Origin of the sequence: Actinocrispum sp. NPDC049592, from assembly GCF_040675465.1 — a bacterium.
GTDB lineage: Bacteria > Actinomycetota > Actinomycetes > Mycobacteriales > Pseudonocardiaceae > Kibdelosporangium.
This window is the reverse complement of sequence record NZ_JBFAPA010000004.1, coordinates 102,118-127,626: the sequence shown is the minus strand read 5'-3', so window position 1 is coordinate 127,626 and position 25,509 is coordinate 102,118. Positions and strand designations below refer to the sequence as shown.

The window sequence follows — 25,509 nt, the reverse complement described above, 5'->3', positions numbered from 1 at the left end:
GTCAGGCTCCTTCCACGTCAACGAATTCCAGACCATCACGCAGGACCGACAGGCCACGGTCGATGCGGGCGACGTCGATGCACAGCGGCGGCGTGGCCAGCACGACCCCGCCGCACCGGTCGACCAGCACATCGCGGTCGAAGGCGTAGCGCTGCAACCATTCCGCGCGGTCCGGGTGACCGAGGTCGATGCCGATCAGCATGCCGCGGCCCCGCACCGGGACCCCGCGACCGTCCAGTTCGGACCGGAACCGCTCGGCCCGCCGCGAGGCCACCACCAGATCGGTGCGGAACTTCGGGTCGTCCCACAGCTCGCAGGCCGCGGTGGCCGCGACGAACGCGAGTTGGTTGCCCCGCAACGCCCCTGCGTGCTCACCGTCCTGCCACACGGCCAAGTCGCGGCGGAACAGCAGCAACGACAAGGGCATGCCGTAACCGCCTACCGAGTCGGCGAGGATCACGATGTCCGGCCGCACACCGGAGTGTTCGAAGCCGAAGAACGGGCCGGTGCGGCCGCTGCCCGTCCGGGTCTCGTCGAAGATCAGCAGAATGCCGAACCGGTCGGCGAGCATCCGCACCCCGGCCAGCCACTCCGCAGGCGCCTCGTGCACACCGCCCGCCACGTCGACCGGCTCGACGAGGATCGCGGCCGGGATGTCGCGATCCACCAGGTGTTCGATCACGGCGGTCGACGGACCCTGCGGATACGCCATGTCACCTGGGAACGCGATCACGCCACGTCGTCCGGTCGCCTTGCGGGCCAGCGAAAGCGCCGCTTCGACCGCGTCGGCGGCGGTCAGGCCGCAGACCTGGACCTTGAAGTCGAGTCCCCGGGGCCGCAACACGATGTCGTTGAAGGTCTTCAGGAACTCCCGTTTGGCCACTGTGTACAGATCGAGGCCGTTCACGATGCCGTCGGCGTTGATGTACTCCAGCACCCGGCGCTTGATGTAGATGTTGTTGTGCCCATAGTTCAGTGCTCCAGCCCCGGCCACCATGTCCACGAACCGGCGGCCGTGCTCGGTGCACAGTTCGGCGCCGCGGGCGCGGTTGAACACGACCGGGAACGTCCGGCTGTAGCGGCGGACGTCCGGTTCGAGCTCGTCGAAGACCGCGCGGGCCGCCCGGTCGGCCCTGGTCACCATGACCGGGTCAGGGGCGACGGTCATGACGGCGTCCTCTCGGCCACCCGCCGCCGGATGGTGAGCGCCGGTTTCGCGGTCTGCGCGGAGATCCGCGGATAGTCGGTCAGTGCGGCGGCCAGGGTGGCCACCGTGCTGTGGTCGAACAACCCGCGTACCGGCACGTCGATGCCGAGCTGGGCCCGCAGCCGCACGGCGACGCGGGTGGCCAGCAGCGAGTGGCCGCCGAGGTCGAAGAAGTTCTCGTGCACGCCGATCCGCGGGCTGCCCAGGACTTCCTGCCACACGTCCGCGACGACACGCTCGGTGTCCGTCCGCGGGGCGATACGGTCTTCCACCGCGCCCGCCTCGGGCAACGGCAGCGAGTTGTAGTCGATCTTTCCGTTGGGGGTCAACGGGAAGGCCGCCATCGGCACGTACGCGGCGGGCGTCATGTAGTCGGGCATCCGTTGCAGCAGAAGCTCCCGCAGCTCATCGGCCGAAGGAATGGCTTCACCACTGGGGATGAGGTACGCGGTGAGCTGCAGTTCGCCGCTCGGCGTCGGGGTCGGGTGCACGACGGCGCTGCCAACCCCGTTGTGGGCCGTCAGGGCGGTCTCGATCTCGCCGGGTTCCATACGGTGGCCGCGGATCTTCACCTGCCGGTCGGCCCGGCCGAGGATCTCCACCGCCCCGTCCGGTCGGCGCCGCGCGAGGTCGCCGGTGTTGTACAGTCTGCCGCCCGGGATCACCGCATACGGGTCGGGCACATAGCGTTCGGCGGTCAGGGCGGGCTGACGCCGGTAGCCCACAGCCACGCTGGGGCCGCCGATGTACAACTCGCCAACCGAACCGACCGCAACCGGTTCGAGGTGGGCGTCCAGCAGGTGGATGGTGTAGTTCGCCAGCGGCGACCAGTCCTCGACGTGGCCGGTGTGGTCGAGCCGCGCGGCCGTGGCCCAGACGGTGGCCTCGGTCGGGCCATACAGATCCCAGACGGTGGCGCCGTCCGCGGCGAGCCGCTGGGCCAGCTCCGCCGGGAGCTTTTCCCCACCGGACAGGACTTTCAGGCCGGCGGGTGGCCGCCAGCCGGAGTCGGCCAGCATCCGCAGGGTCACCGGGGTGGCCTGGACGGCGGTCGGTTTGGTGCGCGCGATCAGGCCGGTCATCCGCTCGGGGTCACGGGCCTGCTCGGTATCGGCCATGATCACCGTGGCGCCGACCAGCAGCGGCACGTACATCTCCAGCACCGACGGGTCGAACGAGATCGTGGTGAGCGCCATGACCGAGTCACCGGCGCGCAGTCCAGGCCGGTCCACAATAGACAGGACGAAGTTGGTCAACGCCCGATGGTGGACCATCACACCCTTGGGTGTCCCGGTCGACCCGGACGTGTAGATCACGTACGCGAGGTCCTCGGCGACGGCGGTCCGGCCCAGATCCCGGTTCGCCTGGACGTCGATGACGGTCTGATCGCGATCGAGAACAACGACGTGCCGGGCAGTGCCGTCGACCCGCCCGGCCAGGGCGGACTGGGTGATCATCACCTGGGCACCGGAGTCGCGGGCCATGAACTCCACCCGCTGGGCCGGATATTCGGGGTCGATCGGCACGTACGCGCCGCCCGCCTTGAGCACGGCGAGGAACGCGGTCAGCAACTGCGGCCCACGGTCCAGCAACACCGCGACCAGCGCACCCGGGCCGACCCCAAGGTCACGCAGGTGGTGCGCGAGTTTGTTGGTGGCGCGGTCGAGCTGGGCGTAGGTGATGTCCTTAGTGGACGTTCGGATGGCGATCGCGTCCGGAGTGAACAGCGCCTGCGCGGCGAACAGTTCGGTGATGGTCCGGTCAGGCACGGCGGTCGCGGTGTCGTTCCACGCGTACAACAGGCGTTCGGTCTCCCCCGCGGGCCGCAGGTCCAGGCGCCGCGCCAGCCGGGTGACGCCGGCGCCGGGCTCGGCGAGAACCGCGCGCAGCAACTCGACGAACCCATCGGCCAGCCGCTCAACGCGAGCGTGGTCGAACAACGCGGTGACGTAGTGCAGACGCGCATTGACGCTGCCGTCCGGCAACACGTTGAGGTCCAGGAACAACTCGGTCGGCGACCCGGTTTTCGGGGTCTCGACGAACTCGACGTCCACCCCGGGCAGCTTGGTCTGCTGGCGCACTTCCAGCAGCGAGAACGACACCTGGAACAGCGGGTTGCGCGCCATGTCCCGGTCGGGCGCCACCTCGGTGACGATCTGCTCGAACGGGATGTCGGCGTTGGAGAACGCGCCCAGCGCGGTGGCCCGGACCCTGGCGAGCAGTTCGTCGAACGTGGGCGTGCCGGACAGATCGGCGCGCAGTACCAACGAGTTCGTGAACAACCCCAGCAGCGCCTCGGCTTCCGGACGCGTACGGCCGGCCACCGGAGTGCCGATCGCGAAGTCGGTCTGGCCACTGGCACGGCCGAGCAACGCCTGGAACACCGCCACCAGAACCATATAGCGCGTGCAACGGCGGCTACGAGCGAACCGGTCGACCTCCGCGAGCAGTTCGGCGGGCAGGTCGAAATGGACGGCGTCGCCCGCCCCATCCCAGGTCCGCGGACGGACACGATCCGTGGGCAACTCGAGCGCGGGCAGGCCGCCGAGCCGCGTGCGCCAGTACGCGAGCTGCCGCTGGCCACGCTCGCTGGTGAAGCGATCCCGTTGCCACTGCGCGATTTCCGCGTACTGCATGGCAAGGGGTTCCAGGGACTGGCCGGAGTAACCGGCGGCGAGTTCCCGCGCGAACACACTCCAGGACCAGCCGTCGAAGGCGATGTGGTGCACGACGAACACCAGCAGGTGGTCGTCGTGTCCCAAGTGGACCAGGGTCAGCCGGAACGGCGGGCCGGTCTCCAGGTCGATCGGCTTGTCGAGCGCGTCGCGCAGGAAGTCCTTGTCGTCGCCGCGTTCCAGGATGACCTCGAGCTGGTCCTCGACCAGGGCGACCGGTTCACCGTCGACCGCGACGTACCGGGTCCGCAGCACCTCGTGCCGGTCCACAATGGACTGGAAGGCCCTGGTGAGCGCCGGTACGTCCAGCTCGCCGCGCACCCGAAGGGCCAGCGGCAGCAGGTAGTCCGGCGCGGCGGGCCGCAACTGGTCGAGGAACCACAGTCGTTCCTGCGCGAACGACACCACACGGGCGCTGTCCACCGGTGCACCTCCATGGATCGGGTCCTGACACCGACCCAAGCGTCCGTCCTGGACGGACACGCGACCAGGGAAGCAGGCGCAGCACGGGTTCTGCGCTTTTGTCTCTACGGGAGAACAGAACCGGGCGGCACGCTCGTCTTACCCGGAACGCCGTTCACAAGGAGGAGCCCATGACCGACGACGGGGTCTACCGCGTCGTGCGCAACGACGAGGAGCAGTACTCGATCTGGTGGGCGGACCGGGACCTGCCACCCGGATGGACCGCCGAAGGCACATCCGGCACCAAGCAGGACTGCCTGGACCACATCGGTCGCGTGTGGACGGACATGCGTCCCCGCAGCCTGCGCGAGCAGATGGCCCGCGCCTGACCCACCCCGGCCTCGTGAGTGGTTTTGCCCGTTGGAACGGGCAAAACCACTCACGAGCACCTAGAGCAGGCCGGCGCGCAGGGCGTAGGCGACGGCGTGGGCGCGGTTGCGCAGCCGGAACCGGCGGGTGATGTCGTGCACCACGCTGGTGACGGTGCGGGACGAGTAGCACAGGCGGGTGGCGATCTCGTCGGTCTCGTGGCCGTCGGCGACCAGGGCGAGGACGGCCCGTTCGCGGTCGGTCAGGCCACCGCTGCTGGTCGGCGTGAGCGGCGAGGCGCCGTAGTCCAGCAGCTGGTCCAGTAGTTCCGACGGGACGGTGCAGTCGCCGGTCGCGGCCGCCGACACCACACCGGCGAGGCGGGTCCGGTCGGCTTCCCAGCGACGGAGCAGCCCGGACGCTCCCGCGACGATCGCCTGCAGGGCGTCCGTCGGGGCGAGTTCCGTGGCCACCAGGACCACCTCGGGGCGGTACGGCTCGGCCCTGGTCGTGCGCACGATGTCCAGGACGCGTTGGTCCACCTCGTCGACGACGACCACGGTCACCGCGGCATGTTCGGATGGTAGGACGACCTCGACGTCGGGGCAGCTGCGTAACGCGCTGGTGGCCCCCACTTCCAACATCGGGTCCAGGGCCACGACGCTGACCCGCACCGGTTCAGATATCTCCTTGTCCATGGCGACAGCGTGCGTCGGGCCGGTTTCCGCCGCTTCGGGCCTGGTCACGCACATTCCGCTCAGGCCCCCGGCCAGCGGGAACCCGATCAACGCGCAGGACGGCCACCCCTACGCACCCCTACCCCGGGACAAAATGTGGGGGTATCACACTCATGACCGCGCGGACCCGGTCTGGAAATCTTCCGAGCTGTGAGCGCGACCACAGACTTCCCCGGCATCGAGGCCCCTGCGGCCTGGTGGGCCCCCGGACTCGCCCTGCACGAACGGGGCGACCTGCCGGACGGTGGCCCGGCCGAACCGGACCCGGTGTTCGCCCTGCGCCTCACCGACCTGGGCATGCCGCTCACCGTGCGGCTCACCGAGACGAACGCCGAGCTCGCCGCCCGCGTGCCGCAGCCCGCCTGGGCCCGGCTCGCCGAGCGTGCCATCAGCACCGCGCGGCCGTTGGACGCCGAACCGGCGGACTGGCAGAGCGCGTTCGCCCGGATCCTCGCGCCGTTCGCCGAGGACGTCACCGCCCAGATCCGCGGTTCGGTGACCGAGGACGTCGACCTCGCGCAGGTCGCCGACGGGATCACCGTCGGGCTCGGCCGCCGCCTGGTCGCCATCGCTGTGCGCACGCTGGTCACCGAGCTGCACCGCTGGCGGACCAGTGGCCGCCTGGACGGCGAGGACGGCCAGGCCCGGTTCAACGACTTCGTCCGCCGGCTGACCCGTCCCGCCGGCCTCGCCGAGGTGTTCACCCGTTACCCGGTGCTGGCCCGGCTGCTCGCCCAGGCGACGCAGGCCACGGCCACCGCGACGGTCGAACTGCTCGACCGTTTCGCCCAGGACCGGGCCGCGCTGGTCGAGAACCTGCTCGACGGGATCGATCCGGGTCGCGTCACGCGCGTCCTGGACGCTCGCGGGGACCAGCACGCGGGTGGGCGTTCGGTCGCGGTGTTCGAGTTCGCCGACGGCCGCCGGGTCGTCTACAAGCCGCACGACGTCACCGCCGCGGTCCGGTTCGCCGGGTTTCTCGACTGTCTCGCCGACGACGACCTCTTCCCACGGACACCGAAGACCATGGCCTGCGCGGGATACGGCTGGAGCGAGTACATCAGCGCCGAGCCGCTGGCCGACCGCGCCGCCGCCGACCGGTTCTACCACCGGCAAGGCGCGCTGCTGGCGTTGCTGCACGCGGTGCGCGCCACCGACATGCACTACGAGAACCTGATCGCGCACGGCGACCAGCCGATCCCGGTCGACCTGGAGACGCTGTTCCAGCCGAGCCTCGCGCCGGCCGGATCGGGTGACCCGGCCGCCGACGCGCTGAACGCCTCGGTGCACCGGACGGCGTTGCTGCCGTTGAAGTTCGTCGGTGAACAGGGTGTGGCCGACATGTCCGGGCTGGGCGGCGAACAGGGCGACTCCCCCGCCTCCGCCGTCCACTGGCTCGACGCGGGCACCGACCTGATGCGGCTGACCCGGCGCCCGGCCGAGCTGGCGGGCGCGGCGAACCGCCCGATGCTGGACGGCAAGCCGGTCGACCCGGCCGCGCACGAGCACGCCATGCTCGCCGGGTTCCGCCAGGCCTACGACGCCATCACCGAACACGCCGAGAAACTCACCGACCTCGTCCGCGACTGCGCGAGCCTGCACGTCCGCGTGGTGACCCGCCCGACCTGGGTGTTCGGCACCCTGCTCGACGAGACCACGCACCCGGACGTCCTGCGGGACGCGCTCGACCGCGACCGGGCGCTGGCCGTGCTCTACCCCGGCCGCACCGGGCATCCGCTGTTCGCTCAGCAACTGCGGCACGAGATCGCCGACTTGTGGGCCGGGGACGTGCCGATGTTCACCGCGTGCGTCGGCACCGGCCGGTTGCGCACGTCCCGCGGCGTGGACCTGCCGCAACCGCTCCCGCAGACCGGTCTTTCCGCCACGCTGAGCACGCTGTCGGAGCTGGGTGAGGTGGACCGGCGCGACCAGGAATGGGTCATCGCCGCCACCATGGCCACCCGCGCGCCCAGCCCCGCGCATCCGCAAGCCGGGCCGGTGTCCGGTGACCCGCAGGGCGCGGGCGCCCACCCGGACGAACTGCTCGCGGCGGCCTGCGGGGTCGCCGACCAGATCGTCGCCCGTGGCATCACCGGCGGCGGCCGCGTCACCTGGCTGGGTCTGGAGGCCGTCGAGGCGCAGCACTGGCTCGTGACGCCGATGGGCGCGAGCCTGGGCAGCGGATACCTTGGCGTGGCGGTGTTCCTGGCCCAGCTGGCCAAGGTCACCGGGCTCGCGCGGTACGCCGACCAGGCCCGCGCGGCCGTCACCGCCGCACCTGGGTTCATCACCGCTCTGGCTCAGCGGCCCGACTTGGTGGCCGCGATCGGCTGCGGCGGGCTGCACGGTCTCGGCGGTATCGCGTACGGACTCGCGCGGCTCGGTGCCCTGCTCGAGGAGCCACGCCTCACCGAGCTGGCGGCCGCCACGGTGCCGCTCGCCGCGGCGGCCGCGACCGAGAACGCCGAACCCGGCTGGGCGGGCGGTCTCGCCGGTTGCCTGGCCGCGATGACCGCCGTGCACGCCGACCTCGGCCTCGATACCGCGAGCGCCACCGCTCGCCACTGCGCCGGCCTGCTGACCCAAGGTGTCCACAATGGACCTTCTGGGTTCCTTGACGGACTTGCCGGAATTGCCTGGGCCCTCGGCACTCTCGGCCCCGGCGAGGACCACCGGATCGTCGGACGTCGGCTCGCCCGAGCCGGGGACGCCACATCGCCTGGGTGGTGCAACGGAGCGGCCGGGCTCGCGCTGGCCCAGACGTTGCTGCCGGCGTCGGTCCGGCCGGACGCCATCGAGGCGTTCGCCGACGGCCCCGTCCGCCGGGATCTGTCGCTGTGCCACGGCGAACTCGGCCTGGCCGAGGTGCTCACCGTGCTCACCGGCACCGACCGGCAGACCGACGCGGCCCGCGCCCTGCGCCGCCGTACCGGTCTCCTGCTCACCGTGCTGCGCCGGCACGGACCGCTGTGCGGAGTGCCCGGCGAAGTGCCCACCCCAGGACTGCTGACCGGCCTCGCCGGGATCGGTTACGGGCTACTTCGCCTGGCCGCGCCCCAGCAGGTGCCGTCCGTGCTCCTGCTCCACCAGACCACCGCGTGACGCGGTCGACGCCTTACCCGTCCCGAAGAAGAAGGAGTGCAGAACCTTGTCGAACACCATCCCGAACGCGCCCGAACAGTTCGACCCGGCCGGCAGCATGCGCCTGTTCCCCACCGTGTCCTTCGCGACCCGCGCCGCCGCGCTGAGCATGGTCGGCCTGCCGGTCGCGATCCTGGCGGCCAGCGTGCTCGCCGGGACGCCGGACGCGGTCGCCGACACGCTGGGCAGCACTTGTTGTCCTCCTGTCAATCACTGAAGGGCAGAACATCGCAGCCGAAGGGGCCGACTGGTACACACGTTCAGCACTGGTCGGCCCGCCTTTTAGATCACTAGCATCACTTGGGTGCGGCATCGTTCGACAGGTCTTTTCGGTCGCGACGGCGAGCTGAGGGCTCTCGACCGGATGCTGTCGGCGGCCAGATCGGGCCGCGGCGGCGCGGTCTTCCTCATCGGCGAGAGCGGCATCGGCAAGTCCCGGCTCGCCGCGGCGGCGACCGAGCTCGCCTACACCTCGGGCATGGGGCTCATGCGCGGGCGGGCGAGCGCGATCGGCCTGACCGCACCCTTCCGCCCGCTCACCGAGGCGATTCTCTCCCTGCTGCGCACCGATCCCGTCGAACCGGCGGACCTCGGCTCGTACGGCCCGATCCTGGGCAGGCTGGTGCCCGAGTGGGACACGCCGGAGACCAGCCGCACCGGCGAGTCGCTGGTCGTGCTGGCCGAAGCGGTGCTCCGGCTGATCACCCTGGCCGGCCGCGACCGCGGCTGCCTGCTGAACCTCGACGACCTCAACGAGGCCGACCCCGAGACACTCGCGGTGCTGGAGTACCTGATCGACAACGCCGATCCGCAGCCGATGCTGCTGCTCGGTTCGATCCGCGACGAGGACTGCCCGGCGATGACCCTGGTGCGGGCGGCGTCCCGCCGAGGTACCTGTGAACTCGTCGAGCTGGACCGGCTGCCCCGCTCGCGGCTGCCGCAGGTGGCCGGCGACTGCCTGGGCATCGAACCGGCCAAAATCCCCGAACCGGTCGTGGACCTGTTGTGGGCGGGCAGTTTCGGCAACCCGTTCATGGTCGAGGAACTGGTCACCGCCATGGTCGCCGACGACGTGCTCGTCCCGGACGGCGACTCATGGCACCTCTCACCCACTGCGGGAACACCGTTATCGGCCGGTTTGGCCCGTCCCCTGGCGCGGCGGGTGGCCCAGCTCGGACCCAGGACACGAGAACTGCTGGCGGTGGCCGCCGCTTTCGGGCAGCGCTTCCCGGTCGGTGTGGTCCAGCGCGTCACCGGTCTGACCGACCGCGACCTGCTCACCTTGCTGCAGAACGACGTCGCCGGGCAGCTGGTCGCGCCGGACGAGCAAACTCCTGGCTGGTACGCCTTCCACCACCACCTCAGCCGTGAGGCCGTGCTGGCCACCCTCGACCAGGACGAGCACGCCAAGTTCGCCGCCACCCTGGCCGACACCGTCGAGGTCATGCACCCGGGCCTGCCCGGCGAGTGGTGCGAGATCGCCGCGCGGCTGCGCTTGGACGCTCGCGACCGGACGGCCGCCGGCGCGTTGTTCACCGAGGTGGGACGGCGTGCGCTCGACCTCGGCGCGGCGACCTCGGCCGTCGCGCTGCTGGACCGGGCGCTGGAGTTCTTGCCGCACAACCAACCCGCCCGGGCAGGCGCGCTCGAACAGTTGCTGCACGCCTTAGCCGAGGCGGGACTCGCCGAGCGGGCGCTGGCGTTGGCGGACGAGCTGGACCGCGTCGCCGGGCTCACCCCACAGCGCCGCGCCGAACTGCACACTCGGCTGGCCTGGACGGCGACGATCGCGGGCCGGACCGAGGACGGCCTTGCCCAGGTGGAGGTGGCGCGTGCGCTGCTCGGCCAGGACGCCTCGGCCGAGGACATCGCGCCCATCGACGCCGTCGCCGCGCATCTGGTGCTCGACGTCGCCGGGGCAGACCAGCTCGCGGCGGCCGAGGCCCTCGCTCGCAAGGCGGCGGCCGTCGCCGAGCAGGTGCCGTTGCCGGTGGTTGCCTGCCAGGCCTGGCAGTTGCTCGGTTCGATCACCCGGCACCGCGATCCCGACGAGGCGACCGCGTGCCTGGAACGGGCCCGTTCGTTGTCCGTGCGGCATGGGCTGCCGATCTGGGAGATCCACGCGCTGATCCGGCTGGGCAACGACGACGCGCTGCGCACCGCCGAGCTGACCCGGCTGGAACGCGCCCGTGATCAGGCGGTTCGGGTCGGTGCCGTGACGGCGCAGTACCAGGCGGAAGCGAGCATCGCGCTGCATTCGGTGCTGCGTGGTGACTACGCGGCCGCCGGTGCGTTGACCGCCCGTGTGCTGGCCGAGACGACCCGGTTGAAACTGCTGGAGACGACCCAGTACGTGTTGCTCACCCGTGCTGTTCTGGCCGGGCACCAGGGCCACCGGCGCGAGTTCGAGTCCACATTGGACGAGTTCGCCCGGTGGGGCGGCGACGTCGACCAGCACGCGCCGCGGATCCTGGGTCTCGCGTCGGCGTTCTGCGCATTGCTGGAGGAGGATCTGCCGCGGGCGCGCGAGGACCTCGACAGCGCGGTCACCAGCGAGGACCACGGGTCGAGCCAGTACTTCCTGTCCGGCAAGTACGGTTTGCACGTGTTGTTGCGGGTCCTGGCGGGCCGCGCGGATCGGTCCGATGTGGACAGTGTGGCGGTCAACCCGGCGAGCGCTTTGCGCTGGGACCGCCAGTTCGTCCTGTTCGCCGAGGCCGTCCTGAACGGCCGTGCGGGGGACGGCGAGGCCGCCTCGGCCGCCGTGGCCGAGGCTCTGACCGCGGGCGAGCACTACACGATGAGCCGCCACCTCGGCCTGCGCCTGGTCAGCGAAGCGGCCATCGAGGACAACTGGGGCGATCCGGTGTCCTGGCTGCGTACCGCCGAAGACCACTTCCACCGCACCGACAACCCCGCGGTCGCCGGTGCGTGCCGTGCTCTGCTGCGCAGGGCCGGAGCGCGAGTTCCTCAGCGCCGTGAGGGCTCCGACGGGATTCCGCCGGAGCTGCGGTCAGCGGGTGTGACCGTGCGTGAGTTCGAGGTGCTGACCCTGCTGGTGGGCCGGTTGGGCAACCGCGAGATCGCCGACCGCCTGCACCTGTCGCCCCGCACGGTCGAACGCCATGTGTGCAACCTGATGACCAAGACCGGCCTGCCCAACCGCATCGCGCTCGGCGAGTTCGCGGCCGAGTTCACCGACGGCGTGGGTTAGCGTGCTCACCGCATTGCTGAGGGCCATCGCGACCGGTGATCACGCGGCCGTCCACGCCTCCGCGCCGGAGTTGGCGACGGCACGGTTGGCGCGTGCCGACGAGATGTTCATCGAGGCGTGTCAGGCTCAGGTCTATGAGGGCGATACCGCGTTGCACGCCGCCGCGTTCGCCTACGACGTCGAGATCGCCCGTGAACTGGTGGCCCGCGGCGCCGATATCCGAGCCCGCAACCGCCGTGGCGCCGAACCTCTGCACGCGGCGGTCATGGGCGGCCCCGGCGCACTCACCTGGAACCCACCCCGCCAGCAGGCGATCATCGAGTACCTGATCTCCGTGGGCGCCGACCCCAACGCCACCGCCCTCGGCGGCGTCACTCCATTGCACCGCGCCGTCCGCAACCGCTGTTCCGCCGCCGTGCGAACACTCCTCGCCGCGGGCGCCAATCCCCAGCTGGCGAACGACCACGGCTCGACAGCGCTGGATCTCGCCCGCTGGACCACCGGCCGCGGCGGAGTCGGCTCCGCAGCGGCCAAGGCAGAACAGCAGGCCATCATCGCCCTGCTCAGCGGTTAGGACTCGGCGAGCGCGGCCAGCCGGTCGATCGAGGCGCGGAGTTTGTCCGTGGTGGTGGCGCGGGCGCGAGGCAGGCGGTTGGGGTCGGTCAGCTCGGTCCAGTCGTAGGTGTGGGTGACCTTGGTGTGGGTGTCGTCGATGGGTTCGAGCTCCCAGCGCCAGAGGTGGCCGGGCGGCTGCTGGCCGGGTTCAGCCGGGCGCCAGGCGATCCGGCGGCCCTCCTCGAACTCGACGACGTGGTTCTCCCGGACCATGCCCCGGGTGAGCGTCATCGTGAACACCTCACCGGTGCCGTGGACGCGTTGCCCCGCAGGCGCTTCGGCGAGGTTGTCGTTGCCGTCCCACAGCGGTTGCCTGCTGGGGTCGGCGATGAGCTCGAAGATCCGGTCCGCGCTTGCGGCGATCTCACGATGGGCGGTCACGACGGTCATCGAGCTGTCCTTTCGGGCCGGTGGACGAGGGCGAGCGAGAGCAGCCCGCCAGCGCACAACATCCCAGCACACATCAACATCGCGGTGTGGAAGCCGTGATCGAACTTACCCGGATCGGTGTATCCAGTGATACCCGCCAGGCCCGGAAGCGCCGCAACAGCCAACAGTTGGCTTGTGCGCGCAACGGCGTTATTCACGCCCGAGGCCACTCCGGCGTCCGCTGTGGGGACCGAGCTGAGCACAGCATTGGTCAGCGGGGCGACCAATGTGGACAGACCGAGGCCGAACACGATCAAGGCGGGCAGCACGTCGGACAGGTACGACGGCTGGCTGCCGATGCGGAGCATCAGGACCATGCCGAGCGCGGCGAGCAACGGCCCGACGGTCATCGGGATGCGCGGCCCGTGTTCCTGCGCCCACCGCCCGGCCCGCGGCGACAGCACGAGCATCAGGACGGTCACCGGCGCGGTAGCCAGGCCCGCGGCAAGCGGCTGGTAGCCGCCGACCAGCTGAAGTTGCAGGGCCAGCAGGAAAACCGACCCGCCCAGCGCCGCGTACACCGCGAACGTCACGAGGTTGGTCGCGGTGAAGATCCGCGACCGGAACAACGACGGCGGCACGAGCGGGTGGCCGGTGGTCCGCTCGATCACCACGAACGCCGCCATCAGTGCCAGTCCGGGCCCGAGCAGCGCCCACGTCGAGGAGATCAGCGCGTAGGTCAGCACACCCAGTCCCGCCGCCGCGGTGAGCGCGCCGAACACGTCGATCTTCGCGGGCGCGCGGGGATGGGTGCTTTCGGGGACATTCCTGGCGATCGCGATCACGAAGGCCGCGAGCGGGAGGTTGATCAGGAACACCGACCGCCACCCGGTCACCTCAACCAGCCACCCGCCCAGGAACGGACCGGCCGCGCTCGCTACTCCCCCGAGCCCCGACCAGATCCCCACCGCGGCACCGCGATCCGCGGGATCGATCGACGCCGAGATCAACGCGAGGCTGCCCGGCGTCACCATCGCCCCGGCCACGCCCTGCAGCACGCGCGCGGCGATCAGCGTCTCGATATCCGGCGCGACCGCGCACAACAGCGATGTCAGCGCGAACCCGGCGACGCCCCACACGAACACCTTGCGACGCCCCACCCGGTCGGACAACGACCCGCCGAGCAGAATGAACGCGGCCAGCGTCAGGGTATAGCCGGTGATCGTCCACTGTAGACCGGCGACGCTCGTGCCGAGATCGTTGCCGATCCCGGGAAGCGCGATCGTCACGATGGTGCCGTCGAGCATGGTGAGGCTCGATCCGAGCACCGCCGCCAGGACGGTCCAGCGACCGGTGGCCGAGTTCAGCGGAGCCGTAAAACGCGCAGGGGTAACCGTTTCGACTGCCATCAGAGAGTCCTTCAGTCCTCGGCCGCCTCCGCGATGCGTTTGATGTCCGCCAGGCGGCGATCCCATTCGGCCGCGCGGGCGGCCATCCAGCGCGCGGTCACGTTCAATGCCTCTGGCCGCACGGCATACCGCACTTCGCGGCCGACGCGGCTGCCGGCGACCAGCCCGGCCGCGTCCAGGACGGCGAGGTGCTTGACGATCGCCTGCCGGGACACGGGGAGCCGCTCCGCGAGCATGGTCGCAGTCGCCTCGCCCTGTGCGGACAGGACGTCGAGCAGCTGGCGCCGGGTCGGGTCGGCCAGCGCGGCCAGGACGCTGTCGACCGTGGTCGCGTCGCTCATGCCCGCGCTGCCACCTGGTCGAAGCACTGGGCCCAGCCCTCGGTGTGGTCCTTGATCACGTTGGCGCGGTTGTCCTCGGTCGTGGGCAGCGCCTCGAACCCGCTCTCCACGACCCGCAGCCGGGTCATGTCGCCTTCGGTGGTCAGCGTGAACTCCACGAGCGTGCTGTTGTCCTCGCGCAGTTCCTCGCCCTGGAAGGCGCTCACCCAGCGGAAGGCCACGTACCTGGGCCGGTCCACCTTCTCGACGCGGACCGGGAACTCGCCGTGTTCGGCGTGTTTCACCACCAGCGACTCGCCCTCGACCGGTTCCACGCTGGGCCGGTTCGCCTCGTCGGCGGCCCACCACCCGGGCGCGGCGACCAGCTTCCAGACCCGTTCGATGGGGGCCGCGATCAGCGTGCTGCGTTCGATGTGCATCGAGTCCTCCTTATGTGCAACTCCATGATTGCACATCTCCGGCTGAGGCGCAACCCCACGGTTGCACCTCAGGCCTTGGTGGCCTCGATCAGGTAGCGGGTGGTGGTGGCCACGAACGGACCGTCCGCCTCGATCCGCTCGTGCAGGGCGCGCAGCTTCGGCAGGTACTCCTCGACCGTGAAGCCGGGCACCATCCAGATCACCTTGCGCAGGAAGTAAACCACCGCGCCGATATCCCGGAACTCGGTGTGCAGCGACTCCATCCGCAGGTCCACGACCGTCAACCCGGCCGCCTCCGCGTCGGCCCGCGCCTTGTCCGGGTGCCGTCCGTTCCTCGCCTCGTCCGATTGCGGCCCCAGGAAGTACTCGACCAACTCGAACACACTCGCCGGCCCGACCTGCTGCGAGAAGTACGTCCCACCCGGAGCCAGCACCCGCGCGATCTCGCCCCACCACGGCACCACCGGATGACGACTCACCACGAGGTCGAACGCGTTGTCCGCGAACGGAAGCGGCGGGTCATCGCGGTCCGCGACCACCACCACACCCCTGGGCCGCAACCGTGCCGCCGCTTTGGCCAGGTTCGGCGGCCACGACTCGGTGGCCACCATCACCGGCGGGAACTTCGGCGCCTCCGCGAGCACTTCTCCGCCGCCGGTCTGGATGTCCAGCGCCGCCTGCGCGGTGGCGACCCTGCCCGCCATCTGCTTGGCATACCCCCACGAGGGCCGCTGCTCCACGGCCCTCCCGTCCAGCCACGAGAAGTCCCACCCGTCCACCGAGACCGCATTCGCCTCGGCGACCAGTTCCTCGAACGACATACTCCCGATCCTGACAGGACCACCCGCCGCACACGATCGATTTCCCTATCGGTGCTCACCGTCCGCGCCTAACGCCGTCGATCTCCTTAGGTGATTCCAAGGTTGGGTGAAAGTCGCGCTGAGTTGCCGTTGGTGTGCTGGCAGCAGGCACCGGGCTGGCCGGTGCCCCGCATCGAGTGAGGACACACATGGGGATTCGGACCAGGCTTGCCGCCGCGGCGATCGTGGCCGGCCTGACGGCGGTGACCGGCGCGGCCGCAGCGTCGGCGGCGGCTCCGGCCGCTCCCGCGTCGGCGCAGACCGACGGGAAGAAGAAGGACGACGGCAAGCAGGACGAGCGGTTCGCCAAGATCGCGGCGAGCCTGCACGTGTCGGTCCAGCAGCTCAGGACGGCGCTGGACAACCTGAAGCGCGCCCTGGGCAAGGGAACCGACAAGGCGGCCGCGGTCGCCGCGTTCGCCAAGGAACTGGGGATCACGGTCGCCCAGGCGGAGAAGGTGCTGGACGCGCTGTCCGGTGACGGCAGCAAGAAACCCTCGCCGCCCAAGGACGACCACGGCGTGCCCGCCGAGGTGGTCAAGCTCCTGGCCGCCGAGCTGAAGATCAGCCAGGACCGGGCCCAGCAGGTGTTCAAGGACCTGGACAAGGTCGGCGGCCGGGGTGACGACCTCGCCAAGGACCCGGCGTTCATCGCCATCGCCAAGGGCCTGGGCATCACCCCGCAGCGGCTGCTCGACGCGCTGCGCAAGGTGAAGGAGGAGTACGCCAAGCAGCAGGGCGGCAAGCCGGAGGACAAGGCACCGGCCGGGAAGTGATCCTGTCCGATAGCAGGTCCGGGCCGGCCAACAGCCGGTCCGGACCGGACGGTGTGCTCCATACTGGGCGCGTGCGGGTACTGGTGGTCGATGACGACGAGGCCGTCCGCCGCTCACTCGAGCACGCGCTGCGGCGGGACGGGTATCAGGTGTCGCTCGCGGCCGACGGCCTGCAGGCGCTGGACGAGCTGGGCCGGTCACGGCCCGAGGTGATCGTGCTGGACGTACTGGTCCCGGAACCGAACGGCCTGGAGATCTGCCGCCGGTTGCGCCGGGGCGGCGACCAGACGCCGATCCTCATGCTCACCGCGCGTGACCTGGTCGAGGACCGCGTCGCCGGGCTGGACGCCGGAGCCGACGACTACCTGGTCAAGCCGTTCGCGCTGGACGAGCTGCGGGCCCGGCTACGGGCCCTGTTGCGGCGCAGCGGCGCGGTCCAGGAGGTGCTGGGGTTCGCCGATGTCGAGATGGATACCACGACCTGCCGCGTGCACCGCGCCGGGCGGCCGATCGAGCTGACCCGGACCGAGTACTCGCTGCTGGAGTTGTTCCTGCGCAACCCGGAACGCGTGCTGAGCCGCACGATGATCTTCGAATCGGTGTGGGGCTACGACTTCGGGCCCGCGTCGAACGCGTTGTGGGTCTACATCAGTTACCTGCGGGGAAAACTGGGCGAGCCGCGGTTGATCCAGACCGTGCGCGGCCTGGGGTACGTGTTACGGGAAGAACCATGACCTTGCGAACCCGGGTCGGCCTGGCCGGTGGCCTCGTCGTGCTGCTGGCGCTGGCCGTGGCGTCGGTGGTGGTGTACCCGACAGTGCAGTCGATCATGCGCCACCAGGTGGACGACTCGCTGAAGCAGACCGTCGGGCAGGGCGAGTCCATCGCCCGCGCGCTCAAGCAGAAGTTCGCCGACTCCGGGGAGAAGATCCCGATCGACAGCCCGGTAGAGGTGGGCGGCATGCTGGTGCAGATCATCAGCGGCGAGGTCCGGCCCGGCTCCAACAACGAGTTCGTCACCGTCACCCAGCTGGACACCGACGTCGCCAACGGCAAGGCGCAGCCATACTTCCAGGACGCCACGTACAACGGCGCCGACTACCGCGTGTTCACCGCCCCGTTCGACGGCAAGCCGCGGGGCGCGCTCATGCGGGTCGGCCGCAGGCTGGACGACCAGAGCGCCATCCTGGCCTCGCTGGCCACGCTGTTGATCTTGTTGACGCTCGGCGGGGGTCTGCTGGCCGCGGTGAGCGCCCGGCTCGCGGCCCGCCGGGTGCTGCGTCCCATCCGGGCTCTCACCGAGACCGTCGAGCACATCACCGAAACCCACGATCTTCGCGCACCCATCGGCCTGTCCGGACGGGACGAGATCGGCCGCCTCGGCCAGTCTTTCGCCGCTATGACAACGGCTTTGGACGCCTCCATGCAGGCGCAGCGTCAGCTGGTCGCCGACGCCTCCCACGAACTGCGCACCCCGCTGACCAGTCTCACCACCAACCTCGAGCTGCTCGCCGACGGCGACGGCCTGGGCGCACCCGAGGCCCCGGCGCTGGTCCAGGACGCGATCGGCCAGGCGCGTGAACTCCGGTCGCTGATCAACAACCTCGTCGACCTCGCCCGCTACGGCGAGGACACCGCCCGCACCGAGGACACCCGCCTCGACCTCGTCGCCAAGACCGTCATCGCCAAGGCCACCACCCGCCCCACCGCCCCGCGGTTCTCATCCACCCTCACCCCCTGCCTCGTCCACGTCGACCCCGACGCCATCGAACGCGCGATCGGCAACCTCGTCGACAACGCCATGAAATGGAGCCCACCCAACGGCGAAGTGACGATCACCGTGGCAGAAGGCGAGTTCGCCATCACCGACCAGGGCCCCGGCATCCCCCCGGCTGATCTCCCATTCGTGTTCGACCGGTTCTACCGGTCCACCCAAGCCCGGTCCATGCCCGGCTCCGGCCTGGGCCTGGCGATCGTCCGCCAGGTCGTGGAAACCCACGGCGGCCAAGTCGCCGCCGAACCCCTCGACCGCGGCCTCCGCATGCGGTTCAGGCTGCCGGTCGTCCCGGACTGACCGGTCAGATCAGCAGCCGGGCTTTGAGCTCCTCGGGAAGCGCCGCCAGGTCCCGCTTCTGCTTGCGCCGGGTCCTCCAGCCACGCAGATGCCGGACAGCGCCTTTGGTGTGACGCCCGTCGGCGTGCGGTGCCTGAAGCCCAGCGATGATCTCCGCGATGGGGACGTCCCGCAGGAGCAGATCCGGCAGCTTCTCATGCGACGGATACCCCGACAACCGGCCGCTCCCCGACCCGCACCACACCAGCAGCGACAACACCCGGTCGACCGGATCGGGAACCGCCCGCCAAAGCAGCTCGCGTGCCTCGGCCACGAACTCCGCCGAAAGATCGACACCCAGCTCGGACCTCAGCATCGATTCGACGAGTTCCCGCAGAGCCGGTGGTGCTGCCGCGAGCCAAGCCGCCTCCTCCGCAGCTGCTTTCTGGCGTTGGGTTGCGGCTTCCTCAGCCTGCCGCAAGGGACCGCGCAGGCTGTGCTCGTCCAGCCACCGCAACAACAGCCCGCCATCCTGGAGAACCGCGAGCCCCTGCCAGCCATCCCAGCGAAGCGCCACCCCGTGATGCAGCACCGCGTCCGCGAGACTCGCCCCCTCCGAATCAACGAACTCGAACCGCACATCCCCCGCGCACGCACACGCAGCACCGGGCAACGACTCCACCACCATGGCCGCCCGCAGCCGGTCACGTTCACCAGGCTGGGCCAGATCCACCGAGCATTCGGCGGGCGTGCGGACCTCCGCGAGCCGGACACGAGCAGCGTTGCGCACAACCGCGTCCAGTGCGGACAACTCCGTCATCGCGAATTCCACTCTGTTCGCAGGATGGGTGGGTCAACAACCAGGGTCCGTGACAGTGCTCCGCCACAGGGAGGTGGGGTCGTCCGCGCGCAGCCCTCGGTAGTGCTCACGAAGATCCGGATGGATGTCCTCGGCGGTCGCCGGATTCTCGCTGGTGGCCAGGACACGACCATCTCCCGCGACAGCGCCCATCCACGGCGTGCCCTCGTGACCGCCCCAACGACCCAGCCGGTACAGCCGCTCGTCCGGCGCGACCAACCGGCGCTTGTCCGGTCCCGCCACGGTCGGCACGAGCACCGGGGCCGGTTCGGTCTGGAGATGCGGGGTCATCACGAGATCGGCGGGAAGGCCCACAGAGTCTACGGCCCAGCGGCGCAGCGGCCGTCTGGAGTATTTGTGTGGTTACAACGTTGGCACAACGTTGTAAGCGCGTTAGGATCGGCCGGTCACCAGGATCCCTCCCTGCACCTGGAGGCCGAAGATGTCGACAACGTTGTCGCGGTTCCGTACCGGTGAGAGCGCTCTCACTATCGCCGCCGTTCACTGCAGACCTTGGTGCCCGCGGTGATCCGGGCGCTGATCATCGCCATGGTGCTGACCATGGCGCCGTCGGTGGCCCACGCCGCCACGACGGTGTGTTTCCTGTCCTGCGACACCCTGGATCCGTCCCGGGCCAAGCAGGAGATCTTCCCCGTGCCCGACAAGGCGGTCAACGGGCGGCGGCTGACCCTTCATGTGTCCGATGTGGACGGGATGGCGTGGGGCAGTATCGACAACGGTGTGACCGGGGACGCCGTGTGGCTGGACAGAAGCTGGGACGGCGGGTCGAGCTGGGATGGGTTGCTGGGTAAGGCAAGCATCCCCGGCACGTGGACCGGCACCCGGACGTTGATGTACAACGTCACGGATCCCGCCGCGCACAAAAGAGGCCTGATCCGTGCGTGTGGCGACGCCCGTGGGGTCGCGTGCACCGACTGGATCTATCCGGCGGTGTGCGACCTGAAGTGCGACCGGACCGATGCCGCGCAGGCGGTCAACCCGATCGAGCCCGTCCCGAGCACCACGATCTTCGGGCGCGCCGTGCGGCTGCACACCGACCAGAACGGGATGGCCTGGGGCAGCATCGAAGCGGGCGGCCAAGGCGACGAGATCTGGCTGGACCGGAGCTGGGACCAGGGCGCGAGCTGGCCGGGCGGCTCATCGCTCGGCCGCACAGCCATCCCGGCGGGCGCGACCACAACCAGGACAACGATGTTCGCGACGAGAGACCCACGCGGCCGGCATTATGGCGGCGCGGTAAGGGCTTGCGGCCGGGAAGCCAGTCACAACGAAGGCAGCTGCACGGCGTGGGCAAGACCGGTGCAGAGCCGGGCGCACGCGGCGGCGGACGCCTTGATGTACTCCTATGATCCCTACCCGGCGTGGTGGCCGAGCAGTTGGTGGAACTCCGCCGCGACCCTGACCACGCTGATCGACTACGCCGCCCGCACCGGGAATCGGCAGTATGACTGGGTTATCGCGCGGACGTTCGATGTCAACCGGGCGGTTTTCCCGGCGGGGCAACGCGCGACCGACCCGATCGAGGGCAACTTCATCAGCCGCGCCATCGACGACTCGGCGTGGTGGGGTCTCGCGTGGATCGCCGCCTACGACTACACGCGCGACCAACGCTATCTGAGCATGGCGACCACCATCGCCAACTACGTTCAGCAGTACTGGGATCCGAGCACGTGCAGCGGCGGAGTCTGGTGGAACCGCGAACGCACCTACAAGAACGCGATCACCAGCGGCCTCTACCTGCGGCTCGTCGCGTCGGTCCACCAGCGCACGGCGGGTGACACCGTGTGGCTGCAGCGCGCCCGCACGGCCGCCGACTGGTACCTCAACAGCGGCCTCATCAACTCCGCCGGGCTGGTCAACGACGGCCTCACCCAGGACTGCCGCAACAACGGCCAGACGGTCTGGACCTACAACCAGGGCCTGGCGATCGGCGGCCTGACCGAAACCTGGCGGGCCACCGGCGACACCCGATATCTCGACGCCGCGAGGCGACTGGCCGACGCGGCGCAAATCGGCCTGGCGCGCAACGGGATCCTCACCGAGTCCTGCGACACCGGTTCCTGTGACGACAACCAGAAGCAGTTCAAGGGAATCTTCGTCAGGTACCTCGCCGAACTGGGCTACCAGCCGTTCCTGACCCGCCAGGCGGACTCGGTCTGGACCGCCGACCGCGACCCGCTCAACCGGGTCGGCCAGCGCTGGGCCGGCGGCTCACCGAACCAGCTCGACTGGCGCACCCAGGCCAGCGGCCTCGGCGCGCTCACCACCGGATAACCCTGCAACCCCGGAGAAAACGCATGTTCAGATCCCGCCGCCAGGTGATCGGCGCGGTCACGGGCGCCCTGCTCGCGGCCGCGCTGGTCACCGTCCCGGAGGCCGTCGCGGCCACCTGGACACCGAAGACACCGCCGTTGTCAACACCGTGGACAAGCCAGGTCTCCCCGGCCAACGCCCTGCCCGACTACCCGCGTCCGCAACTGGTCCGCCCGGACTGGCAGAACCTCAACGGTGTCTGGGAGTTCCAGGGCGCGCCGAACCTGAACACCCCGCCGATCGGCCGCACGCTGCCCGAAGGCGTCCTGGTGCCCTACCCGGTCGAGTCTGCGCTGTCCGGGATCATGCGGCACGAGGACAACATGTTCTACCGCCGCACGTTCACCGTGCCGTCCACTTGGAACGGGCGCCGGGTGAAGCTCAACTTCGGCGCGGTCACCTGGGAAACGCGAGTCTGGGTGAACGGAACCCAGGTGGGCACGCACACCGGCGGCTACGACGCGTTCTCCTTCGACATCACCAATGCCCTGCGCACGGGCGCCAACGAGGTCATCGTGGGCGCCTCCTCGCCGATCGACGGCAGCACGTTCCCGATCGGCAAACAGCGCCGCAACCCCAGCGGCATCTGGTACACCGCGTCTTCCGGTATCTGGCAAACGGTATGGCTGGAACCGGTCAACGCCAACAACATCACGCGTCTCGACACCACCCCGAACCTCCCGGCGAGCGCACTCGACCTCGTCGTGCAGGGCACGGCCGGACAGCAAGTACGCGCCGAAGTCCTGGCCGGAGGCACGGTTGTCGGCAGCGCGACCGGGAACACCGGTGCCAGCATCAGGATCCCGGTGCCGAACCCGCATTTGTGGTCACCGGACGACCCGTTCCTGTACGACTTGCGCGTGACGATGACCAACGGCGGTGACGTCGTCACCGGCTACTTCGGCATGCGGTCGATCACCAAGGGCATCTCCGGTGGCGTACTCCGGCCGTTGCTCAACGGCAAGTTCGTGTTCCAGCTCGGCACCCTCGACCAGGGTTTCTGGCCCGACGGGATCTACACGGCGCCGACCGACGAGGCGCTGCGGTTCGACCTGGAACGGCAGAAAGCCCTGGGCTTCACCATGGTCCGCAAGCACATCAAGGTCGAACCGGCCCGCTGGTTCTACTGGGCCGACCGGCTGGGTCTGATGGTCTGGCAGGACATGCCCGCGCTGGACGCGGTCGGCGACACCCCGGCGCGCAGCCACGTGAACTACGAGTCCGAGCTGACCCGGATCGTCAACCAGCTCAAGGGGATCACGTCGATCGTGCAGTGGGTCCCGTTCAACGAGGGCTGGGGCGAGTACGACAACCAGCGGATCGTCGACCTGGTCCGGTCGATCGACAACACCCGGCTGATCGACCACAACTCCGGCTCCAACTGCTGTGTCTCGGACCCGGAACCGTCCAATGGGGACGTCGCCGACGATCACGCCTACCAGATGTCCACCGGCACAAGGCTTCCGAGCGCTACGCGGGTGGCAGTGCTCGGCGAGTACGGCGGCCTCGGGCGGCGGGTCACCGGGCACGAATGGCAGCCCGGTGCCGGTTTCGCCTACGGGGAGCTGTTCCCGGACGAGACATCGCTGACCAACCGCTATGTCGAGATCACCCGGGAGGTCGGCCGGTTCGTGCAGACCCGCGGCCTGTCGGGGTCCGTCTACACCGAACCGTACGACGTGGAGAACGAGGTCAACGGCTTCTACACCTACGACCGGCGCATTCTGAAGATGACCGAGGCGCGGGTGCGCCAGGTCAACCAGGAGGTGCTGGCCAAGGCGGCCGGGACCGAGGTCGGCCGCGGTGAGCTGATCTCGTTGAAGGTCACCACCCCCGGCTACACGGACCGGTATCTGCGGCACCAGAACGGCACCGCCCGCACCGACGTGGTGAACAGCGGCAGCGCCGATGTGCTCAAGCAGGACAGCACGTTCTGGGCCCGGCCCGGTCTGGCGAACGCGGGCTGTTCGTCGTTCGAGTCCCGCAACTTCCCCGGCGAGTACCTGCGGCACTCGGGCACGACCATCCGCAAGGACCCGAACGACGGCTCGGCGGCGTTCGCGGGTAACGCGACCTTCTGCGCCCGCACGGGTCTCGGCGCCACCGCGCTGGAATCCTTCGACACGCCAGGGTCGTTCGTCCGGCACTTCAACGAAGTCGTCTACCTGGCCCGGTTGGGCGGGCCGAACCCGTGGGACACCGCGTCCACCTTCGCCGAGGACACCACTTGGGCGGCGACGATTCCGTGGTGGCGCAGCGGGTTCACGCTTCCGGTGAACACGGCCCGGTCGTTCCAGGTGACCACTTCCGGGTTCACCGACCGGTTCCTGCGCCACCAGGACAGCCTGGCCCGCACCGACGTCGTGAACAGCGGCAGCGAGGCCCTGCTGAAGGCCGACGCGACCTTCTACATCCGGCCAGGCCTGGCGGACTCGAGCTGCTACTCGCTGGAGGCACGCAACTTCCCGAACCAGTACCTGCGGCACTCGGCGTTCCGGGTCCGGCTCAACCCGCTGGAGAACTCGGATCTGTACCGCCGGGATGCGACGTTCTGCGCCCAGGCGGGGTCGGCGCCGGGCAGCGTCCGGTTCCAGTCGATCAACGAGCTGGGCACCAACATGAGGCACTACAACGCCGAGGTGTGGGTCGCGTCCAGCGGCGGCCTGCACGCCTATGACAACCCCGCGTCCTACGCGGAGGACGTCAGCTGGGCCGTCGCCGCGGCCTGGACCCCGTAGAAGCCGAGTGGTCCGTCCCGCCTTCCCCGCGGGACGGACCACTCGGTTCACGATCTTACCGGGCGGCGTCGGCGATCAGGTTCGCGACCGCCTTCGGGTGCGAGACCAGCACGGCGTGCGAGGCGCCGGGGATCTCAACGGTGTGCGCGTGGGCGCGCTCGGCCATGAACCGCTGCGCGGCCGGCGGGATGTTCTTGTCCGCGGTCGGGATCAGCGACCAGCTCTTGATCGTGTGCCAGGCCGGGACGCCGGACGGGTCGGTCAGCGCGGCCTGGGTGACCGGGCGCTGGGTCGCCGCCATCAAGCGGGCCTGCGGCAGCGGCACGTCGGCGGCGAACTGCTTCGGGAACAGGTCCTGCCGCACGTACAGGTCGATGCCGCCGTCGGGCAGCTTGACCTGCTGCAACGTGTCGCCGAGGGTGCTGCCCGGGAACTTGGTCGACAGGTCCAGCGCGCTCTCGCCCCGCTCGGGCAGGAACCCGGCGATGTAGACCAGGGCCTTCACGTTCGGCTCGTTCACCGCGGCGTTGCTGATCACCTGGCCGCCGTACGAGTGGCCGACCAGCACGACCGGGCCCTTGACGCTCTCGATCAGCGCCTTGATGGCCGCCGAGTCGGCGGCGACTGCCCGCAGCGGGTTCGCCGCCGCGATGACCGGGTAGCCCCGGCGTTCCAGGTCGCTGATCACGCCGTTCCAGCTGGAGCCGTCCGCGAAGGCGCCATGGACCAGCAGCACCGTCGGTTTCGGACCCTTGCTCTCCTCCGGGGCGGCGCTGCTGGCCGACGAGGGGGTGAGCGAAAGTCCGGCGGTGGCAACGAGGGCGGCGCCAACGGCGAGGGTGCGGACGAGGGTCTTACGCATCTGAGTCTCCTTCGGTCGGGTGCCTTCCGGCCAGAACGACAGTAGGCAACTCAATCGTGCACAATCAAGTTGTATCCACGTGATTGATCGCACCCCTGCCACCGAAATACGACACCTTCGCAGGTCAGA

At 69.9% G+C, this 25,509-nt stretch carries 21 protein-coding genes; 10 read left to right on the top strand and 11 right to left on the bottom strand.

Features of this window, described 5'->3' with window-relative positions; all coding sequences use genetic code 11:
- Position 1: 1 nt before the first annotated feature.
- Positions 2-1,168 carry an aminotransferase class III-fold pyridoxal phosphate-dependent enzyme gene (locus AB0J95_RS12855; protein ID WP_364756477.1) on the bottom strand — a complete coding sequence of 389 codons (1,167 nt, stop codon included), beginning with the start codon at positions 1,166-1,168 and terminating at the stop codon, positions 2-4.
- On the bottom strand, positions 1,165-4,305 hold the full coding sequence (locus AB0J95_RS12850; protein WP_364756476.1) for an amino acid adenylation domain-containing protein: 3,141 nt from the start codon (positions 4,303-4,305) through the stop codon (positions 1,165-1,167). The genes AB0J95_RS12855 and AB0J95_RS12850 overlap by 4 nt, the downstream gene beginning before the upstream one ends.
- A gap of 170 nt (positions 4,306-4,475) precedes the next feature.
- Here AB0J95_RS12850 and AB0J95_RS12845 point away from each other — a divergent pair, with 170 nt between their 5' ends.
- Positions 4,476-4,673, top strand: a complete 198-nt coding sequence (locus tag AB0J95_RS12845) for an MbtH family NRPS accessory protein (RefSeq protein ID WP_364756474.1) — start codon at positions 4,476-4,478, stop codon at positions 4,671-4,673.
- Positions 4,674-4,733: 60 nt separating this feature from the next.
- Here the strand turns inward: AB0J95_RS12845 and AB0J95_RS12840 are convergent, their stop codons facing one another.
- Complete coding sequence (locus AB0J95_RS12840) at positions 4,734-5,399, bottom strand: LuxR C-terminal-related transcriptional regulator (protein WP_364756472.1); 666 nt, start codon at positions 5,397-5,399, stop codon at positions 4,734-4,736.
- A gap of 141 nt (positions 5,400-5,540) precedes the next feature.
- On the opposite strand from AB0J95_RS12840, the gene AB0J95_RS12835 reads away from it, so the two are divergent.
- The 4 genes from AB0J95_RS12835 to AB0J95_RS12820 all read left to right on the top strand — a co-directional run bounded on the left by AB0J95_RS12835 (position 5,541) and on the right by AB0J95_RS12820 (position 12,319).
- Positions 5,541-8,492 (top strand): type 2 lanthipeptide synthetase LanM family protein, encoded by a 2,952-nt coding sequence (locus AB0J95_RS12835; RefSeq protein WP_364756469.1) that lies wholly within the window; start codon positions 5,541-5,543, stop codon positions 8,490-8,492.
- Between the two features lie 46 nt (positions 8,493-8,538).
- A complete protein-coding gene (locus AB0J95_RS12830; protein ID WP_364756466.1) occupies positions 8,539-8,748 on the top strand; it encodes a hypothetical protein in 210 nt (69 codons plus the stop codon).
- An 87-nt stretch (positions 8,749-8,835) separates the two neighbouring features.
- A complete protein-coding gene (locus AB0J95_RS12825) occupies positions 8,836-11,745 on the top strand; it encodes an AAA family ATPase (RefSeq protein WP_364756464.1) in 2,910 nt (969 codons plus the stop codon).
- Between the two features lies 1 nt (position 11,746).
- On the top strand, positions 11,747-12,319 hold the full coding sequence (locus tag AB0J95_RS12820; RefSeq protein WP_364756461.1) for an ankyrin repeat domain-containing protein: 573 nt from the start codon (positions 11,747-11,749) through the stop codon (positions 12,317-12,319).
- Here AB0J95_RS12820 and AB0J95_RS12815 read toward each other — a convergent pair.
- The 5 genes from AB0J95_RS12815 to AB0J95_RS12795 form a co-directional block, all read right to left on the bottom strand.
- Positions 12,316-12,750, bottom strand: a complete 435-nt coding sequence (locus AB0J95_RS12815; protein ID WP_364756458.1) for an SRPBCC family protein — start codon at positions 12,748-12,750, stop codon at positions 12,316-12,318. The genes AB0J95_RS12820 and AB0J95_RS12815 overlap by 4 nt on opposite strands.
- Positions 12,747-14,138 (bottom strand): MFS transporter, encoded by a 1,392-nt coding sequence (locus AB0J95_RS12810; RefSeq protein WP_364756455.1) that lies wholly within the window; start codon positions 14,136-14,138, stop codon positions 12,747-12,749. Before AB0J95_RS12810 ends, AB0J95_RS12815 begins: the two co-directional genes overlap by 4 nt.
- An 11-nt stretch (positions 14,139-14,149) precedes the next feature.
- Positions 14,150-14,479, bottom strand: coding sequence for a metalloregulator ArsR/SmtB family transcription factor (locus AB0J95_RS12805; RefSeq protein ID WP_364756453.1), 330 nt, complete (start codon positions 14,477-14,479; stop codon positions 14,150-14,152).
- Positions 14,476-14,898 carry an SRPBCC domain-containing protein gene (locus AB0J95_RS12800; protein WP_364756450.1) on the bottom strand — a complete coding sequence of 141 codons (423 nt, stop codon included), beginning with the start codon at positions 14,896-14,898 and terminating at the stop codon, positions 14,476-14,478. The genes AB0J95_RS12805 and AB0J95_RS12800 overlap by 4 nt, the downstream gene beginning before the upstream one ends.
- A gap of 68 nt (positions 14,899-14,966) precedes the next feature.
- Positions 14,967-15,719 carry a class I SAM-dependent methyltransferase gene (locus tag AB0J95_RS12795; protein WP_364756448.1) on the bottom strand — a complete coding sequence of 251 codons (753 nt, stop codon included), beginning with the start codon at positions 15,717-15,719 and terminating at the stop codon, positions 14,967-14,969.
- A 188-nt stretch (positions 15,720-15,907) separates the two neighbouring features.
- On the opposite strand from AB0J95_RS12795, the gene AB0J95_RS12790 reads away from it, so the two are divergent.
- The 3 genes from AB0J95_RS12790 (at position 15,908) to AB0J95_RS12780 (ending at position 18,608) form a co-directional block, all read left to right on the top strand.
- Complete coding sequence (locus AB0J95_RS12790) at positions 15,908-16,534, top strand: hypothetical protein (RefSeq protein WP_364756446.1); 627 nt, start codon at positions 15,908-15,910, stop codon at positions 16,532-16,534.
- Positions 16,535-16,605: 71 nt separating this feature from the next.
- Positions 16,606-17,268 carry a response regulator transcription factor gene (locus AB0J95_RS12785; protein ID WP_364756445.1) on the top strand — a complete coding sequence of 221 codons (663 nt, stop codon included), beginning with the start codon at positions 16,606-16,608 and terminating at the stop codon, positions 17,266-17,268.
- A complete protein-coding gene (locus AB0J95_RS12780; protein WP_364756443.1) occupies positions 17,265-18,608 on the top strand; it encodes a HAMP domain-containing sensor histidine kinase in 1,344 nt (447 codons plus the stop codon). The genes AB0J95_RS12785 and AB0J95_RS12780 overlap by 4 nt, the downstream gene beginning before the upstream one ends.
- A 4-nt stretch (positions 18,609-18,612) precedes the next feature.
- On the opposite strand, the gene AB0J95_RS12775 is transcribed toward AB0J95_RS12780, so the two are convergent.
- Together AB0J95_RS12775 and AB0J95_RS12770 are read right to left on the bottom strand one after the other, a co-directional pair.
- Positions 18,613-19,407 carry a hypothetical protein gene (locus tag AB0J95_RS12775; RefSeq protein ID WP_364756442.1) on the bottom strand — a complete coding sequence of 265 codons (795 nt, stop codon included), beginning with the start codon at positions 19,405-19,407 and terminating at the stop codon, positions 18,613-18,615.
- A gap of 33 nt (positions 19,408-19,440) precedes the next feature.
- Positions 19,441-19,737, bottom strand: a complete 297-nt coding sequence (locus AB0J95_RS12770) for a hypothetical protein (protein WP_364756439.1) — start codon at positions 19,735-19,737, stop codon at positions 19,441-19,443.
- A 234-nt stretch (positions 19,738-19,971) separates the two neighbouring features.
- Between AB0J95_RS12770 and AB0J95_RS12765 the strand changes: the two genes are divergently transcribed.
- Positions 19,972-21,741 (top strand): glycoside hydrolase family 76 protein, encoded by a 1,770-nt coding sequence (locus tag AB0J95_RS12765; RefSeq protein ID WP_364756436.1) that lies wholly within the window; start codon positions 19,972-19,974, stop codon positions 21,739-21,741.
- 23 nt (positions 21,742-21,764) lie between these two features.
- A complete protein-coding gene (locus tag AB0J95_RS12760; RefSeq protein WP_364756434.1) occupies positions 21,765-24,518 on the top strand; it encodes an AbfB domain-containing protein in 2,754 nt (917 codons plus the stop codon).
- Between the two features lie 55 nt (positions 24,519-24,573).
- Here the strand turns inward: AB0J95_RS12760 and AB0J95_RS12755 are convergent, their stop codons facing one another.
- Positions 24,574-25,251 carry an alpha/beta hydrolase gene (locus tag AB0J95_RS12755; protein ID WP_364757190.1) on the bottom strand — a complete coding sequence of 226 codons (678 nt, stop codon included), beginning with the start codon at positions 25,249-25,251 and terminating at the stop codon, positions 24,574-24,576.
- Positions 25,252-25,509 lie beyond the last annotated feature (258 nt).